General features: G+C 63.5%; 18 protein-coding genes, 1 pseudogene and 1 riboswitch. Of the genes and pseudogenes, 4 read left to right on the forward strand and 15 right to left on the reverse strand.

From position 1 onward, the window contains the following. The 6 genes from J0L98_RS07110 to J0L98_RS07135 all read right to left on the reverse strand — a co-directional run. A partial coding sequence (locus tag J0L98_RS07110) for a transposase (RefSeq protein WP_296410936.1) occupies positions 1-315 on the reverse strand: 315 nt, incomplete at its 3' end. A gap of 166 nt (positions 316-481) precedes the next feature. Continuing rightward, positions 482-1,258 (reverse strand): ATP-grasp domain-containing protein, encoded by a 777-nt coding sequence (locus tag J0L98_RS07115; RefSeq protein WP_296410938.1) that lies wholly within the window; start codon positions 1,256-1,258, stop codon positions 482-484. Positions 1,259-1,358: 100 nt separating this feature from the next. After that, a complete protein-coding gene (locus tag J0L98_RS07120) occupies positions 1,359-1,961 on the reverse strand; it encodes a hypothetical protein (RefSeq protein WP_296410939.1) in 603 nt (200 codons plus the stop codon). After that, positions 1,891-2,439 carry a superinfection exclusion B family protein gene (locus J0L98_RS07125; RefSeq protein WP_296410940.1) on the reverse strand — a complete coding sequence of 183 codons (549 nt, stop codon included), beginning with the start codon at positions 2,437-2,439 and terminating at the stop codon, positions 1,891-1,893. Before J0L98_RS07125 ends, J0L98_RS07120 begins: the two co-directional genes overlap by 71 nt. Positions 2,440-2,531: 92 nt before the next feature. Next, positions 2,532-3,059 (reverse strand): hypothetical protein, encoded by a 528-nt coding sequence (locus tag J0L98_RS07130; RefSeq protein ID WP_296410941.1) that lies wholly within the window; start codon positions 3,057-3,059, stop codon positions 2,532-2,534. Between the two features lie 493 nt (positions 3,060-3,552). After that, the gene (locus J0L98_RS07135; protein WP_296410942.1) at positions 3,553-3,945 is read right to left on the reverse strand and encodes a hypothetical protein; all 393 of its coding nucleotides are present in this window, start codon (positions 3,943-3,945) and stop codon (positions 3,553-3,555) included. A 139-nt stretch (positions 3,946-4,084) separates the two neighbouring features. On the opposite strand from J0L98_RS07135, the pseudogene J0L98_RS21575 reads away from it, so the two are divergent. The 3 genes and pseudogenes from J0L98_RS21575 to J0L98_RS07145 all read left to right on the forward strand — a co-directional run. Then, positions 4,085-4,264, forward strand: a pseudogene (locus tag J0L98_RS21575) (phage integrase N-terminal SAM-like domain-containing protein); the annotation flags it as partial. Between the two features lie 182 nt (positions 4,265-4,446). Next, entirely contained in the window at positions 4,447-4,752 is a 306-nt protein-coding gene (locus J0L98_RS07140; protein WP_296410943.1) for a hypothetical protein, read from the forward strand. Between the two features lie 18 nt (positions 4,753-4,770). Next, on the forward strand, positions 4,771-5,106 hold the full coding sequence (locus J0L98_RS07145) for a DUF535 family protein (RefSeq protein ID WP_296410994.1): 336 nt from the start codon (positions 4,771-4,773) through the stop codon (positions 5,104-5,106). Between the two features lie 374 nt (positions 5,107-5,480). Here J0L98_RS07145 and J0L98_RS07150 read toward each other — a convergent pair whose 3' ends face one another. From J0L98_RS07150 to nifE, 7 genes are all read right to left on the reverse strand, one after another. After that, positions 5,481-5,996 carry a nitrogen fixation protein NifQ gene (locus tag J0L98_RS07150; protein ID WP_296410944.1) on the reverse strand — a complete coding sequence of 172 codons (516 nt, stop codon included), beginning with the start codon at positions 5,994-5,996 and terminating at the stop codon, positions 5,481-5,483. 134 nt (positions 5,997-6,130) lie between these two features. Then, a complete protein-coding gene (gene fdxB / locus J0L98_RS07155) occupies positions 6,131-6,436 on the reverse strand; it encodes a ferredoxin III, nif-specific (protein WP_296405115.1) in 306 nt (101 codons plus the stop codon). Positions 6,437-6,469: 33 nt separating this feature from the next. Next, positions 6,470-6,670 carry a CCE_0567 family metalloprotein gene (locus J0L98_RS07160; protein WP_296405117.1) on the reverse strand — a complete coding sequence of 67 codons (201 nt, stop codon included), beginning with the start codon at positions 6,668-6,670 and terminating at the stop codon, positions 6,470-6,472. A gap of 13 nt (positions 6,671-6,683) precedes the next feature. Further along, positions 6,684-7,151 carry a NifX-associated nitrogen fixation protein gene (locus J0L98_RS07165; RefSeq protein WP_296410946.1) on the reverse strand — a complete coding sequence of 156 codons (468 nt, stop codon included), beginning with the start codon at positions 7,149-7,151 and terminating at the stop codon, positions 6,684-6,686. A 2-nt stretch (positions 7,152-7,153) separates the two neighbouring features. Continuing rightward, positions 7,154-7,555, reverse strand: a complete 402-nt coding sequence (gene nifX, locus J0L98_RS07170) for a nitrogen fixation protein NifX (RefSeq protein WP_296405121.1) — start codon at positions 7,553-7,555, stop codon at positions 7,154-7,156. A 10-nt stretch (positions 7,556-7,565) separates the two neighbouring features. Next, positions 7,566-8,996, reverse strand: a complete 1,431-nt coding sequence (gene nifN, locus J0L98_RS07175) for a nitrogenase iron-molybdenum cofactor biosynthesis protein NifN (protein ID WP_296410947.1) — start codon at positions 8,994-8,996, stop codon at positions 7,566-7,568. A gap of 1 nt (position 8,997) precedes the next feature. Next, a complete protein-coding gene (nifE, locus tag J0L98_RS07180; protein WP_296410948.1) occupies positions 8,998-10,404 on the reverse strand; it encodes a nitrogenase iron-molybdenum cofactor biosynthesis protein NifE in 1,407 nt (468 codons plus the stop codon). A 281-nt stretch (positions 10,405-10,685) separates the two neighbouring features. Then, positions 10,686-10,765: riboswitch (cyclic di-GMP riboswitch) on the forward strand. Between the two features lie 87 nt (positions 10,766-10,852). Between nifE and J0L98_RS07185 the strand changes: the two genes are divergently transcribed. Further along, complete coding sequence (locus J0L98_RS07185; RefSeq protein ID WP_296410950.1) at positions 10,853-11,455, forward strand: DUF4189 domain-containing protein; 603 nt, start codon at positions 10,853-10,855, stop codon at positions 11,453-11,455. Between the two features lie 3 nt (positions 11,456-11,458). Here J0L98_RS07185 and J0L98_RS07190 read toward each other — a convergent pair whose 3' ends face one another. After that, complete coding sequence (locus J0L98_RS07190; protein WP_296410951.1) at positions 11,459-12,472, reverse strand: dihydroorotate dehydrogenase-like protein; 1,014 nt, start codon at positions 12,470-12,472, stop codon at positions 11,459-11,461. Positions 12,473-12,481: 9 nt separating this feature from the next. After that, positions 12,482-16,051, reverse strand: a complete 3,570-nt coding sequence (nifJ, locus tag J0L98_RS07195) for a pyruvate:ferredoxin (flavodoxin) oxidoreductase (RefSeq protein ID WP_296410952.1) — start codon at positions 16,049-16,051, stop codon at positions 12,482-12,484. Positions 16,052-16,113 lie beyond the last annotated feature (62 nt).

Here is a 16,113-nt window from a genome sequence, read left to right on the forward strand (position 1 = left end):
CAGCGTGGTGAAGTGCGGGCCGGAGTCGCCTGAGACGGCCATGAAGAGGACGTTGTGGCGACAGGCCGCCTCGATGCTGCGGGAACTGACGAGACCCCGGGAATAGGCGAGCAGGACGATCTTGAGGAGCACGGCCGGATCGAAGGCGGGGGCACCCCCCGCATCGTTGCGAAAGCGCGAACGCAGGGCGGAGAGATCGAGTTCCTTATCGACCAGATGGCACAGGGCGAACTCGAAGGAGCCGGGCAGAACCTGGCGCTGGAAATCCACCGGAATCATCTTCAAACCGTAATCGGGGGTCTTGAAGCGGGGCATCGGGGAATTCCGGAGGTGGGATGTCCAATTATACCGAAGGCATTCTGTGGGCGGTGGGGGAAGGGTTTTTCTACAGCCTCAACGTTGTAGGTAAGGGGCGCTGCGCGACGCTTTATCGCGCAGCGTCCAGCGGAGGCCGAAGGCCGGAGCGGCCTTGACCGCAATGTTAGCCATTAAGCATATCCACGAAGCGAGATGCTGGCCATTTCTTTCGGTCCGAAACTTGGCCATCGCCGAGCTCAATTAAACGTGGCCCTCCCTTGGCAGAGAGCACGATATCAACCGAGAAAAACGGGCTATCGATGCGTGCAGCAATGCGCTCAACGATTTCGGGAACCACGCCATCGCGGGAAAATGCTTTGCGATTGAAGATGAAGTAGCGCTCTTCAGTTTCGGGGCTTAGCGCTTCAAATTCTCTTATGCAAACACCGCCTTCTATTTGGCCTCGGTATTTTTCTATGAGCGCAACAATTTCTGTGACCTCTTCGACGGTCTTGGCGACAGAGCCACGAGAAGTGGTCAGTGACTTCACATAGTCTTTAACGAAGTACGCTTGCCAACCTTGGCTGGCAAGCTCCAAAGAAAAGTCAGCATCTCTTTTGAGGAAGATGGTTTTTGGAGTGAGGTCTTCACACAAGGAATACCATTCAGGTAAATAGTGGCAATGGCGGTATTGCTGGGGCGACGTGAGCATTTGCCCGCCCTTGCTCTCGACAGCGGATTGAAGCCGGGCGTAGTTGTCCGGCGTAAGCATCCAGCCGCGATACACGACCTCTTCTCCCTCATTCAAAGGCGGGCGCGGCTTGAATTCCCCAAGTTCGAAATCCTCTGCGGAGTACAGCGAACAGGCCAGTCCCGCTGCTTGAGCAGCGTTGAACTCCTCTTCGTATGCCTCATCAGGCTTCTTATTTTCGAAAGGATCGCACGGGTAGAGTAGGCGCATGATTTGGATGGCTAACGTAGAACAAACCGGCGCTGCGCGGCGCTTTATCGCGCAGCGTCCAGCGACCGAAGGGAGCGAGGTTGAGCGCCATGTTAGAACGTTACTCTTCATGCTGCGAGACCAAGCCATATGTTCTGGGGAAGCGTCGCTTGAAGTCCGTAACGGCCGTATAGTCCAAGAGGCCAACGACTCTGGTCGTGGCTTTTGCACCGGACTTGGTAAGGGTATTGGCGAACTGAGCATCACCCCATTGCAGTAGCAGGGCGTACATGTGGCAGGCTAACTCATCTGAACCAGCGCCCATGATTGTGGAGCGGGCGGTGTAGCGAAAAAACTTCTCTAAACCAGTACGGCTCTTTTGTGCGGCGATCAGACCAGCGTGATAGTCGTACTTGTCGAAGCGCTTTGCTTGCGTGCAAGCACCTTCGCAACCCACGGCTGGGTTTTCGACCGCTAGCTTGGTCCAATCCTGGCATTCCTTGTCCGCCGCGCAGGCGGACGCGAGTAAAGGGAAAAGCACAGCGACGAAACCAAGAGCGAGGCGCATCATTTGCGTTCTAACGTTCAAAATCACCGGACGCTGCGCGGCTTTATCGCGCAGCGTCCGGTGGATTGCAGGGTTGGGCCTCGGGTTACCAATACGACCCCCGTTTATCAGTGCGGTAAGTATTGGTAGTTCCTTCGAGCAAATGCGGGTGTACATGGAGATAGTCCCACGCAAACTCGTTGATATTGTGCGCGAACCCTTCGAGGGCGTTGCCCATCGAAGCAGACAAGTGAATGATGCCGCTGGCTTTGAGACCTTGCACGACGCCATCGTCGATGCGGAGCGTGTTTGCGCGAGTATTCTCCGCGAGGTAGTACCGGAGAATTTGCTTTTCGTCCTCGGTCAGACACTGCAATCGCTCCTCGATACGCCGATAGCGGCGCCTCCTGAACCACCATTGCTTTACGAGAGCGATGCCGTCGCCGATAACGGAAACCACGAAAAGCCCGACGGTGACAACGAGGGTAAGGCCCAGCATAGGGCGATTGTTTTGTGCAAGCTCAAATACTCCGATGAACTTGAGAAACTCCTCGTTGGCAAAGAGAAGAAAGGCAGCCATGACACCAAGCGCTATGAGATAGCGTGGAGCGAGCTTCAGGAACTCGAGAAATGTCTTGGCGGCTTCAGCGAACATATTGAGAGGCCCAACGTTGTAGGTAAGGGGCGCTGCGCGGCGCTTTATCGCGCAGCGCCCAGCGACCGGAGGGAGCGGCCTTGACCGCAGTGTTAGGCATTGGGCATTACCGGTTGGGCCATTACAAACTGGACGAGATCAGCCACGGTCTTAACTTTGTCGTAATACGGGTTACTTTCTGTGTTTTCAAGCGACCGCTGGCTACGAAATGCAATGGCGACAAGCAGTTCATCTAGATCGTCAGGATCAAGGTTGAGTCCACTTGTTTCGTAAAGCTGATCCGTTGGGCGCAGGGGGAACTTTGAGCCAGATGTACCCAATATTTTTCCCAGTTCTTCATACACGGCCCGTACGACATGGGTATCCAATTTCTTGGCGCCAATTGAACGGGCAAAGGTGCAGATGGACTCACCTTCACGAGCATTGGCCAGACGCCTCAGGCGCCGCTTTTCAAGGATGATACCTACGGCCATAGCTGCAACGAGGGGGCCCCAAACTAACGGCCAAGCAACGATGAGTGCCGCAAAAACACCAAAGAATCCGACAGCGAACACCCATTTGAGAAATGGATTTGCTCCTTCTTGTGGAAACTGAGGCATGAACCGAGATGGTGTGCGCATGATTGATGCCTAACGTAGAGCTAACCGGCGCTGCGCGGCGTTATCGCGCAGCGTCCAGAGAGCGAAGCGAACGGGGTTGAGCGCCGGGTTAGAGCGCACAGAAACCCTCCGCGTGTAGGCGAAAGCCTAGAAGCATGGTGCAAATACCTGCCAAAAGGAGAGATAGCTCGACTGTCGTTCGATACTTGGGTGACAGTTGCGTTAGAAGGTTCTGATGACGCACGAGAATGCCGATGTAAAAAAACAGTGGCGCCGTGACCAAGAGCCACGCCGGAACGCCGGACATCACGACGCCTGGGCCGCGGCGACCGGGAATAAACAGATCTCCTCCAATAGCCCCCTCCAGTAGATATAAAAATACCCCGCCAAACAACGCGAGCAACAGAACATGCTCATGAAATCGGAGTGGCCGGTGCATGCGCTCTAACGTGGGAAATCACCGGACTGCGCGGCTTTTTGCGCAGGTCCGGTGGATTGAAGGGTTGGGCGGCATTTAGCTCCAGACGACATTGGCGACTCCAGGAATGGCGAAGACAAGTTCGACAAGATGAATTCGCAGTTCTTCTATCTCGGACGATGGATCGATGCGCTTGAATAAGCGCTGAATCGTTGATACCTCGGCAACCGGAAATATGTTCCATTCGGTTGTGCTGCCATCGGTGTTCCCGCAGCCAAGCCAAAGCATGAAGGGCTTACGGGAAATCATAACCACCCACCCAAAGTCTTCAGGGATAACGCCCTCTACAGAAACACCGCGCGCCTTGAGTTGCGCAGCAAGCCACTGCGCCAACGCCTTTCCATAGCGCCCCGGATTTGTTTGCTCCTCCTCCCCTGCGATGGGTTTGAAGAAGTCAGAAGTGAAGGTGACTTGAGGACTAGTGCTCATGACGCCCAACGTGAAGTAGACGACAAATGTCGCCTCTGGCGTCTTACACGACTGTCGCATAAGCTGCCATAACTCACTAAATCTTTGTATATAAAACAATTATCGAAAAGACTTTCCGTCACGATGTCGTCTACCCTTCATGCGGCCCTACCTCGTTGCCCGGCTTGCTGGATCGGGTTTGAGAGCGGATCAGCTCAAGCACTACGATCTGCGAACCAAGCAGGCTTATGTGGGATGGATTAAACGCCACATCGCTTTTCATGACAAGCGGCACCCTTTAAAGATGGGCAAGGCGGAGGCGTTTCTGGGCGTACGGGCGGTGACGCACAACGCAGGTAGCACCACGTCAATCCAGCCCCCGCGCAACTCACCGATAGGGCGGCACCCTCGTCCCACCCCATCCGCCCCCGCCTGTCAGTCCATTGCAAGATCCAGGCAAGTGCGCGTTAAGGCTTCATCGGTACAGTCGGCGCCAGAGCCCTTCACTCCGTTCGTGCCGCCATGTCCTCGCTTCATGCCTTCACCCGCATCGCCCCTGCCACCCCGGCCGCCAACTGGCCGCCGCTGCCCGATGTGCTGGGGCCGGCCCGCACGCGGCGGGTGTTCCATATCGCCTCAAGTACCGTCTGCTCAGGTGGTTCACGACGCCCGAGCGCCGCCTGCTGCTGCAGGCCCTGGACCGCCACCCTGCCTGGGCACGCCTGCTGGACGCCGACCGGCGCAGCTTCTACGTGTTCTATCGGCGCTACCTGGATCGCCGATCTGGACCCGGCGGCTGGCCACTTCGGGCCCATGCTGTGCAAGTAGCTGGCCGGCGGGAGCAGCCTGCGGGTAGCCCAGGCCCCCGGCTGCACGGTGGGTCTGACCCTCAACGTCCCCACGCGTATCGAAGGTTACTGGGCCCGGTGCCTGTACGATGCCGACGCGCGCCCCGTCTTCAACCTGAACTTCGGTTTCACGGCCGCGGATACCCTGCTCATCGCCTCGCTGCAGGGGCTCAAGCGCGCCGATGGCAGCAACCGCGAGACGATCCGCACCCTGACCAAGCAGTGCCATGGCCTGCGCCCCCGACCCGCCGATGTGGCTACGGGGGGACAAGCAGAACGCGCCGCCGTTATTCGAGTTTCAGTAGAGGTGAATCGGAGGTGCCCAGGGCCTTGATTCGGCGGTGGGCCTTGAGTGATGCCGCTCCACGGATGGCCGGAGAGCCCGAAGGGTTGAATACATCCAAATTTCTGACGCGTCATCTGACGGTCATTGGGCTCTCTCCAGTAGTGGCGACTTCAGTCGCCCATCCTGCGCAGAACGCCCGCATGCCCTTGATCGGAGTCCGCGGGCGACTGAAGTCGCCCCCACATTCCCTCCAGCGGCCTTCAGTGCCTCCCTTGAACCCCCTTCAGCTTCACCCATCGGGTGATCTCGCCGAAGGAACCCCCAGGCTCACATCAGCATTGGGTTTGTGTCTGCTTCAGGAAGGATAGCCGAGGGAAACGCGTCCACAGAATCACAGCCGGGCGGCTGACATCCTGCCCCCCTCACGCACTCCCCTCAAAACACCCCGCATACTCCGAACACTCGGCGCAGCTCGGTGCCCGGCAGGCTCGCACCTGGGCGCGGTCGCAGAGCTGTTTGTAGAAGAACTTCTTCCAGCGCAGGTTGTGCACGTTTTTGGCATGCAGTACCGGGAAGTGGCGGGCGATGAGGGCGCCGAGGGCCGGGCGTTCGGGCAGGCCGAGGTCTTCCCAGAGGTGATCCTGGCCGAAGCACGACAGGGCGATCCAGCGGGCGATGGAGATGGTGTGGGTGCTGCCGGTGGCGGCGTTCTCGAGCAGCAGCTCAAGCAGGTCGCCGTACTCTTCATGGCGATCATCGATGCCGGTGGAGCCATCCTCGCGGACCACCGCCGGATGGCGTGCGGCCCACAGGGTCGCGATGGCAGCGGCCTGATCGCCAAACTCGGCCTCCAGGGCCAGGGCCAGCCAGGCCGGCACCAGCCGCGTCGGCGGCAGGGCGGCACGGGCGGCAAGGTAGCTGCGGGACAGGTCATTCATGACGCGCTCCTCGTCGGCGGAAGTCACCCATCAGGTTTCAGAATGCAGGAATGAATCGGGCTGCGTCCCGGGTTGGCTCCGGAAAAAGCGTCTGGATGCCATTCGGGCCGCGCGCCGGATTCGATCACACACGCTCAGACCTGGGCTGCCTCATGGGTGTAGCACTTCTTGGGACAAACCTTGGAACAGGCTTCGCAACCCACGCAGTTTTCCTTGTGGGCGATGGTCATCACCTTCTTCTCGTACTCTTCGTCCTCGTCGCCGTCGGGGTCGATGGCGAGGAGTTCGCCGTCCTCGGTCAGGCCGACCAGGGCCAGCACGTCACGGGCGCACACCCGCACGCAGCGGGCGCAGCCGATGCACTTTTCCTGGTTCAGTTCGGCGACGAACTTGGGCGTCCAGAGCTCGCCACTCGGCAGGGTCACGGAAAAATCAGCCATTTCAACTCTCCAGAGGGGTTAGAGTGGCGCCGCTCAGGCAGCGCTCGCGGCGGCCAGTTCCTTGCGGGCGGCCATCAGGTTTTTGTGGGCATCGTAGGCACGCTGGGCGACTTCCAGGATCTGCTCCCAGTTGGTGGGCAGGTCTTCGGACAGGTCGTGCAGGTCCATCTTGGCCTGGGTGGCCTGGGCGTTGAGTTTCTTCGCGCGGGCCTTGAGGGTGTCGAGGTCTTCCATGCTGCGGCTCCGGTCAGGAATAGTTGGCCACTTCGGGGAACTTGCGGATCATCTCCACGGCTTCGGTGACGGCCTTGGTGCCGGCGGCCGAGAGCTTTTCGAGGCTGTTGAAGCCGAAACGGTGGGCATCGCGGATCTGCTTGTTGAAGACGATCAGGCGCCCGGCGATGAGCACCTGGCGGCCGAAGCCTTCGTGGTGCATCTTGAGCATGGGGCTGACCATCACCTTGGTCTCGCGCTCGATGGAGAGGGCGATGGCGTTGTAGTACAGCTCCATGCGCCACAGGGTTTCCGGGTCGGGATCGGCCATCATCGGCAGATCCTTGCGCTTCTCGGCGTCCAGCACGTAGGGGTCGAGGAGCATGGCGTCGGTCTTGCCTTCCCAGGCGCCGTGGGTGTCCTGGGCGCGCCATTGCTTGACCAGTTCGCGGATGAACGGGTCCTGCATCACGTCGGTGGGGGCTTCAGCTACATCAGTCATTTTCAGGCCTCTTCTTCAAAGTCATAAGTCCGTTCCTCGCCCTTGGCGAGGGCCTTGCGCAGCCACGGCGGCGGGGTGCCCTTGAGCACGTCCTGCAGCTTGTCGAGGATGTCGAGGATGGGTTCCGGCCCGGCCACCTTGACCGGGTGGATCTTGGTGGCCACCACGCGGGCGGCCGCGGAGCCGCCGATGGCAGCCACGTAAACGATGGCGCAGTCCTTGATGACGTCCAGCTTGGGCGCCAGCTTGTCCTCGTTGCCGTCTTCGGCCAGCTCGCCGCCGAAGTCGTGGGTCTCCAGGTAGCGGTAGCCCTCGGCGTTGATCTCGTAGATGGCGATGTACTTGGCCCAGCCGAAGTGCGCGTCAACGCGCTCCTTGTCCTGGGTGGCGAATGCGATTTTCATGACGGGCTCCTCAGGCGGGAATGATCGGGATGACGACTTCGTCGGAAACGCTGCTGCAACTGCTGCTGGCACAGCCGCAGCCGGCAGCGGATTGGCCCTGGGCAGCGGCCACGGCCTCGGCGGGCAGGGGCCAGTCTTCGGGGCCATGGGCATGCATGTGGGCCAGGAAGATGTTGGCAAGCTGGAAAATCAGGTCGCGGGTACCCCGGTAGCCGACGCTCAGCTGATGGGCGGTGCCGATGCGGTCGAACTGGGGGATGCCGGCACGGAACAGGGGGATGCCCAGACGCGTGGCGGCCTGGCGACCGTGGGCATGGGTGATCAGCAGATCGCAGCCCACCGCCCGCATTTCCAGGTCTTCCAGGTCACCCACCAGCACTTCTTCCGTGGGCACCCGGACCAGCAGCGGCGAGTGGGTGGTGGTGACGGCCGCGGCCACTTCACCACCCATCTCGGCGATCAGCGAAGACAGGGCAAACAGCAGATCGGGTTCGGCACCGATGGCGACGCGCTTGCCGCCCAGGTGGAAGTGACCATCGAGCATGGCGTCCTGGAGCTGGCCGCGCTGACGCTTCAGGCGTGCCGGCGCCGGCTTGCCCGACAGGCGCATGAGCAGGGCCACGAGGGCATCGGTGGCGGTGAGTCCGGTGAGCCGGTCGAACAGGGTGCAAGGCACACCGATGGCCTCCAGGCGCTCGACAGCCCCGCGCATCTGCTCGCCGATGGCAATCACGTGCTCGCAGGCACCCAGGCCACGGATGTCGTCCAGGGTCGCCCCGCCCAGGGTGGTGGGCGTGAAGTCTTCGGGAATGTGCCCGTCCAGGGAGCCGGACACATCCGGCACCAGCACCGCATCCAGCCCGAAAGCTTCGATGAGCTCGCGCACCTCCTCCAGGTCGGCCGGGGTCAGATGGGCGCCCGGCAGCACACCGATACGGCCGGTCACACGGGTTTCGGCCGGCGTCACGAAGGCGGCAACGAGCGCCTTGATGGCCGCGGCCCAGCCGTCCTGGAAGGCGCCCACGTAGTCCGGCGTGGACACATAGACGATCTCGGTACCGTCCAGGGTCTCGGCATGCTTGGCGCGGATCAGGCGCAGGTAGCCATCCACGTCATCGCCCTTGGTCTCGGTGAGGCCGGTGGAGGCGATGGCGATGAGGGCCGGGTTGGCGCGCTTCTTGATGTTGAGCACGGCCTGCTCGATGTTGTCCATGCCGCCGAGGATGGTGCTGACCTCGTTCATGGCGGTGGTCTGCATCGGGATGGCTTCCTTGAAGTGGCGCACCAGCAGCACCAGGCCGAAGGATGTACAGCCCTGGGAGCCATGCATCATCGGCATGGTGCTGGCGAGGCCCAGGAAGGCGTAGCAGGCCCCCAGGGGCTGGCTCATCTTCAGCGGATTGACCGCGCAGGCCTTCTTGCTGTCATGGACGATGGCCATCTCAGCACGCCTCCTCGAGGGCCGGCGTCTCCCACGGGGCCGGCGCCCGCACCTGCTCCCACACCGGGTTGAACAGGGTCTTGGAGATCTCCCGCACCAGGTCGACCATGCCTTCGTAGCCGGCGTAGGCGTAGTGGCGTTCCTGGTTGATGTCGAGCCACGGCATCTTGGCCTTGAGGGCCACAAACTGGCTGCGCCCGCCGGAGAGCATGATGTCGGCGCGGGCATCGCGCAGCATCTTGAACATCTCCCGGGGGGTCATGTCGTCGATCATGTGGGCGTCCTCGCCCATGATCTCCTTGATCTTTTCCTTGTCTTCCTTGGTGGACTTCTTGACGCTGGTGCCCACCACTTCGAGGCCGGCCTCCTGCAGGGCCGCCACCACCGACCAGCTCTTCACGCCGCCGGTGATCAGGAGCACCTTCTTGCCTTCCAGGCGCGGACGGTAGGCGGCGATGCGCTCCCAGGCGCGCTTCTCTTCGACGGCGATCAGGGCCTCGGTGCGATCCAGCAGATCGGCCGGAGCGCCCCGCTGCACCAGCAGCCGGGCCAGCTGGCGCAGGGTGTCGCTCATGTCCTCGATGCCGTAGAAAGAGCCTTCGAAGAAGGGGATGCCGTAGCGGTCCTCCATCTTGCGGGCCACGTTGATCATGGACTTGGAGCACACCATCATCGCCGCCTTGGCCCGGTGGCTCTGGGCCACCTCGTGGTAGCGGCCGTCACCGGAGATGCACGACAGGATGCGGATGCCCAGGGCGTCGAGGAGCGGGCGGATCTGCCACAGCTCGCCGGCCAGGTTGTACTCGCCGATGATGTTGATGTCGTAGGGCGTCGTCACCTCGGGCTCTTCGGTGCCAATCACGTAGTCGAGCAGGGCCTCGGCGCCGAGCTTGTTGCCCAGGTTCTTGGGCCCGACGAAACCCGGGGCGTTGACCGGCACTACCGGTTTGCCGAACTTCTCGGCGGCGCGCTTGCAGACGGCCTCGATGTCATCGCCGATCAGGGCGGTGACGCAGGTCTGGTATACGAAGACCGCCGGCGGGTCGTACTTCTCGATGATTTCGCGGATCGACTTGAAGAGGCGCTTCTCGCCTCCGTAGATCACGTCCAGCTCGCCGATGTCGGTGGTGAAACCGGTGCGGTAGAGCTGCGGGCCGCTGGTGGAGGAATTGCGGTTGTCCCAGGAGTTGCCTTCACAGGCGATGGGGCCATGAACCAGATGGGCCACATCGGCAATCGGCTGCAGGGCGATCTTGGCCCCGTCGAAGGCGCAACCGCCTGCCGCCGCACCGGGCGAGAGCTGCTTGGTACAGCCCTTCTTGCGGGCCTTCTCGTCCTTGTTCTGGTTGTGCTCGCAGGCCGGTTCCTCGAACACGGACTGGATCTTCGCCGACACTCGGGCATCCATCGGAATCTCCAGAAAAGGGTGGGGATGCCCTTCCCATGCAGGTTCCGCGCCAGCAGCACCAAAACGCCAAAAACCTCCTTATCAGACAGTCACTTGCAGTCTTCACCCGACAACCCTGTGAGCACCTCTGGCGGCTTTCCTACAGCGCCATTGTCGGCTTTGTCGGAAGCTGCCACACGGTTCGTCGATCACCGTCCGCGCCCTGACAGCAACTGCACGTGGCACACGTCACACCCGGGAATTCACACTGGTTCACATTTCAAGTCCAGGTGCTAGCCTGTACACGTCAAAGGCAAACTGCAGGCAACTGCAGGACGCAAAGCCACGGGTCCCGCACGAACGGGATAGCCGGGTTGCCCGCATGCTGGATCTCCAGCCCGGTCAGCGCCTGCGCATCCCTGCGTCCGCCTTTGCAATTGGTTGCTCACTGATTACAAAGGATTTCATCGTGAAACCTCTCTTCCAGCGCCTTGCCAGGCCGACTGCAGGGTCGCGTGCTCTCAGGGGCATGGGGCTGGTCCTCGGCCTCATGGCCCTGTCTCCGCTCCCCGAAAGCCAGGCAGCCAGTGCCATCGTGGCCATCCGGAGCGATGGCGGGCGGGTAAACCTGGCCTGGTCCTACGGGGCCGGCAAGGCCGGTGACGCCGTGGCAACGGCCATGAGCACCTGCCGCAGCACCCTGCGCTACAACAAGGCCAAGGGCAGTTGCGAGATGGTGGCCCACTACGACGGTCCCGGCTTCATCGCCATCGTGCTGGCCCGAACCGAGGACGACCAACGGTTTGGCTACGCCTTCGCTGACGACCGCCAGGAAGCCATCAGGCAGGCCCACAGCCGCTGCGTTGACCTTGGCGGACTGGACTGCCAGGAAGATGCCGGGCACGTATTCTGGGATGGCGGCCCGGCCGGGCTGGCCGAACCCGGGGCCGTGAACCGGGCTGTACACGCCGGCCCCGCCCCTGCCCCGCTGGCCGATCGCGGCCACACCTACCGCGCGACCGGCCACAAGGCCGCCCAGGAAGTACGCCCCCGGACATCGACCCGGCTGTAAGCCCTAGCGCCACACCCCCGCCCTGGGGGTGAAGCTGTCCAGCACCCGGATATAGGACTGGCGCACCAGGGCACTCGGGTCGCGCAGATGGCCCAGGCTCATGCTGGCCTTGAGCTGGGCGACGGAGGCGTATTCGCCTTCTTCCATCCACGCTTCGATGCCCCGCAGGATGTGCCCGAGATGGGCGGGGCCATGGGCGAGCAGGCAGGATGCCAGATGCACCACGTCGGCCCCGGCGAGGAGCAGCTTCATGGCCTCCTCGTGTCCATACACGCCACCGGTGGCCGCCAGGGTGATGGACGTGTGGCTGCGCAGGATGGCAATCCAGCGGATGCGCAGAAGCGCCTCTTCCGGGCTGGAGAGCTGCAACTGCTCAACCATCTCGCGGGTCTGCAGGTCGATATCCGGCTGGAAGAAGCGGTTGAACAGCGCGACGCCGGCCGCCCCTGCCGCCTCCAGACGCCTGACGAAATGGGGAAGCGAGGAGAAGAAGGGGGACAGCTTCATCACCACCGGAATATCCACCACCCGGCGCAACTCGGTCAGCAGGGCCACGTAGCGGGCCTCCACCGCGTCACCGCTTTCCAGCGGATCGGCAGCCACATGGTAGACGTTGAGTTCGAGGGCATCGGCGCCGGCGATCTGCAGTTCCTTGCCCAGGTCGATCCAGCCGGAGGGCGTCACCCCGTTGAGGCTGGCGATCACCGGGATCTCCAGCCGCGCCTTGGCCAGGCGCAGGTGTTCCAGGTAGCGCTCGAGGGCGCCCTGGAAATTGCCGTGATCAGGCAGGAAGCCGGTGGCCTCGGCGTCATGGAGTTCGCCATGGAGCAGGAAGCGCTCCGTCATGGCGTCTTCGGCGATGAGTTCCTCTTCGTACAGGGAATGCAGCACCACCGCGGCGGCGCCGGCGTCCTCCAGCAACAACAGGGAGTCAAGGGACTTGGAGAGGGGCGAGGCCGAAGGCACCAAGGGATTCTTGAGCCGAAGGCCGAGGTAATCGGTGCTCAGGTCGATCATGGCGGGCTCCTATTCCGGTTTCGGGGCGGCAGGCCGGGCGGCCAGCTCGGCGTATGCACGATAGCGTTGGTCGGCTTCCCGTTGGGCCTCGGCGGCAAGCTGGCGGGCGACGTCCGGGTGGCTGCGCGCCAGCATGGCGAAGCGGGTTTCGCTGTCCATGAAGGCCTGCATGGGCTGGCTGGGGGCGGCCGAGTCGAGCTTGAAGGGGTTGGCGCCGGCAGCTTCGAGGCGCGGGTCGTGGCGGAACAGGGGCCAGTGCCCGGACTTGACCGCCATGTCCTGCTGGCGCTGGTTGTAGAGCATGTCCACCCCGTGGGCGATGCAGGGGCTGTAGGCCACGATCAGGGACGGGCCGGCGTAGGCCTCGGCCTCGTGGAAGACCTTGAGGGTATGCACGTCCTTGGCACCGTAGGCCACGGTGGCCACGTAGACGTGGCCGTAGTCGGAGGCGATGCGGGCCAGATCCTTCTTGGCCGTGGCCTTGCCGCCGGCCGAGAAGCGCGCCACCGCCCCCACGGGGGTGGCCTTGGAGGTCTGCCCGCCGGTGTTGGAATACACCTCGGTGTCGAGCACCAGGATGTTCACGTCGTGACTGAGGGCCAGCACGTGGTCGAGCCCGCCATAACCGATGTCGTAGGCCCAGCCGTCACCGCCGATGATCCACACGGAGCGGCGGATCAGCCACTCGGCAACGCTGTCCAGCTCGGCCGCGCGGGGATGGTCGCAAGCGGCCAGACGACTGCGCAGCCCGGCCACCCGCTCGCGCTGGGCGCGGATGCCGGCTTCGGGACGCTGGTCGGCGGTGATCAAGGCTTCCGCCAGGTCACCGCCGATGCCGGACGCCATCTCCTTCACCAACATCTTCGCGTAGAGCATGAGTTGATCGGCCGCCAGGCGCATGCCCAGGCCGAATTCGGCGTTGTCTTCAAAGAGCGAGTTGGACCAGGCCGGCCCGCGCCCGGCGCCATTCACCGTGTAGGGCGTGCTGGGCAGGTTGGCGCCGTAGATGGATGAACAGCCGGTGGCGTTGGCCACCAGCATGCGGTCCCCAAAGAGCTGGGTGGCCAGCCGGATGTAGGGGGTTTCGCCACAGCCGGCGCAGGCACCGGAAAACTCGAACAGCGGGTCGAGCAGCATGGCGCCGGGCAAGGTGCCGTGCTTGAGCTGGCTGCGGTCGTATTCCGGCAGATTCAGGAAGAAGTCGAAATTGGCCTTCTCGGCATCGCGCAGGGGTGCCAACGGGGCCATGTTGACGGCCAGCCGGCTGATGTTGGACTTGTCGTGGATGGGGCAGGCCTCGACGCAGTCGCCGCAGCCGGTGCAATCCTCCGGCGCCACCTGGTAGCTGATGCGGGTGCCGACGGGGAAGTCCTTGCTCCGGGCCGGCACGTGCTTGAAGGTGGGCGGTGCGTCGGCCGCGGCGTCCAGCGGGAAGGCCCTGGCACGGATGGCCGAATGGGGGCAGACGAACACACACTTGCCGCACTGGGTGCATAGGTCGGCCTCCCACACCGGGATCTCCAGGGCGATGTTGCGCTTCTCGTAGCGGGCCGTGCCGCTGGGGAAGGTGCCGTCCAGGGGCATGGCGGACACCGGCAGGCGGTTGCCGTCGCCCCGGTACACCGGCAGGGTGAAGTCGCGCACGAAGGCCGGCAGGTCGGCCGCCGCAGCGCTGTCGGGTGCCGCGTCGCCCAGGTCCAGCAAGCCGGGAAAGCCGACTTCATGCAGCCCGGCGAGGGTCAGGTCGATGGCCTTGTGGTTGAGGTCGGCCAGGCGCTTGCTCTTCTTGCCGTAGGTCTTGTCCACCGCCTTCTTGATGGCGGCCAGGGCTTCGTCCCGGGGCAGGATGCCGGAGATGGCGAAGAAGCAGGTCTGCATGATGGTATTGATGCGCCGCCCCATGCCGGCCTGCTGGGCCACGGCGTAGGCGTCGATCACCCACAGGCGCAGGCCCCGGGACAGGATGCCGGCACGCATGGCCGCCGGCAGGCTGGCCCACACGGCATCCTTGGCCACCGGCGTGTTGAGCAGGAAGACACCCCCCGGCGCCGCGTGGGCGAGGAGGTCGTAGCGCTCCACGAACACCGTCTGGTGGCAGGCCACAAAGCCGGCCATGCCCTCCTCCACCAGGTAGGCGGCGCGGATCGGGTCGGGGCCGAAGCGCAGGTGCGACACGGTGACCGCACCGGATTTCTTCGAGTCGTAGACGAAGTAGCCCTGGGCATGCAGGGCGGTGGCCTCACCGACGATCTTGATGGAGTTCTTGTTGGCCGACACGGTGCCGTCGGCTCCGAGGCCCCAGAACACCGCATGCTGCAGGCGCTGCGAGGCGTCGGTGCGGAAGTCGGCGTCCCAGTCCAGGGACAGGTGGGTCACATCATCGACGATGCCGACGGTGAACTGCCGCCGGGGCTGGGCCGACTGGAGCTCGTCGAAAACGGCCCGGACCATGCCGGGGGTGAACTCCTTGCTGGCCAGCCCGTAGCGCCCGCCGATGATGCGCGGCATCGGGCGGCAACCGTCGGCGGCGGCCTCGGCGAAGGCCGTCATCACGTCCTTGTAAAGGGGCTCGCCGCTGGCGCCGGGTTCCTTGCAGCGATCGAGCACGGCAACGCGCGTGACGCTGGCCGGGATGGCGGCAAGAAGCGCATCCACCGCCAGGGGGCGGAACAGGCGCAGCTTGAGCAGGCCGACCTTCTCACCCCGGGCGGTGAGATGGGCGACGGTCTCCTCCACGGTCTCCGCGGCGGAGCCCATGACCACGATGAGCCGTTCGGCATCCGCTGCGCCCACGTAGTCAAAGAGGCGGTAGTGACGGCCGGTGAGCGCAGCAAAGCGATCCATGGCGCCCTGGACAATGGCCGGAAAGGCGTCGTAGCAGGGGTTGATGCGCTCCCGGCTCTGGAAGAACACGTCGGGATTCTGGGCCGTACCACGGATCACCGGATGCTCCGGCGACAGGGCGCGGCCCCGGTGGGCCGCGACCAGTGTGTCGTCGATCATGGCGCGCACGGTGTCCGGCTCCACGGCGACGATCTTGGCGACTTCATGGGAGGTGCGGAAGCCGTCGAAAAAGTGGATCACCGGGACGCGCCCGGCCAGGGTGGCGGCCTGGGCGATCAGGGCCATGTCCTGGGCTTCCTGCACCGAGTTGCTGGCCAGCAGCGCGCAGCCGGTGGCCCGGCAGGCCATCACGTCGGAGTGGTCGCCGAAGATGGACAGGGCATGGGTGGCCAGGGCGCGGGCCGCCACGTGCAGCACGAAGGGCGTCAGCTCGCCGGCCATCTTGTAGAGGTTGGGAACGAACAGCAGCAGGCCCTGGCTGGCCGTGAAGCTGGTGCCCAGTGCGCCGGAGGTGAGCGCCCCGTGGAGCGCACCGGCGGCACCGCCCTCCGACTGCATTTCAATGATCCGCGGTACGACGCCCCACAGGTTGGGCTTGCCCTGGGCTGCCCATTCGTCGGCCCATTCGCCCATGTTGGACGAGGGCGTGATCGGGTAGATGGCGATCACCTCGCTGCCGAGGTAGGCCATGCGTGCGGCGGCTTCATTGCCGTCGAGGTTGAGGTAGGTACTCATTGCAGCTCCCTGCTGGAAGGTGAGGTGTCTCCCCCATCCACCGGCCCCGTCTGACGCGGGGC

It is taken from the genome of Zoogloea sp. (assembly GCF_017302315.1).
In the GTDB taxonomy this organism is placed as follows: domain Bacteria; phylum Pseudomonadota; class Gammaproteobacteria; order Burkholderiales; family Rhodocyclaceae; genus Zoogloea.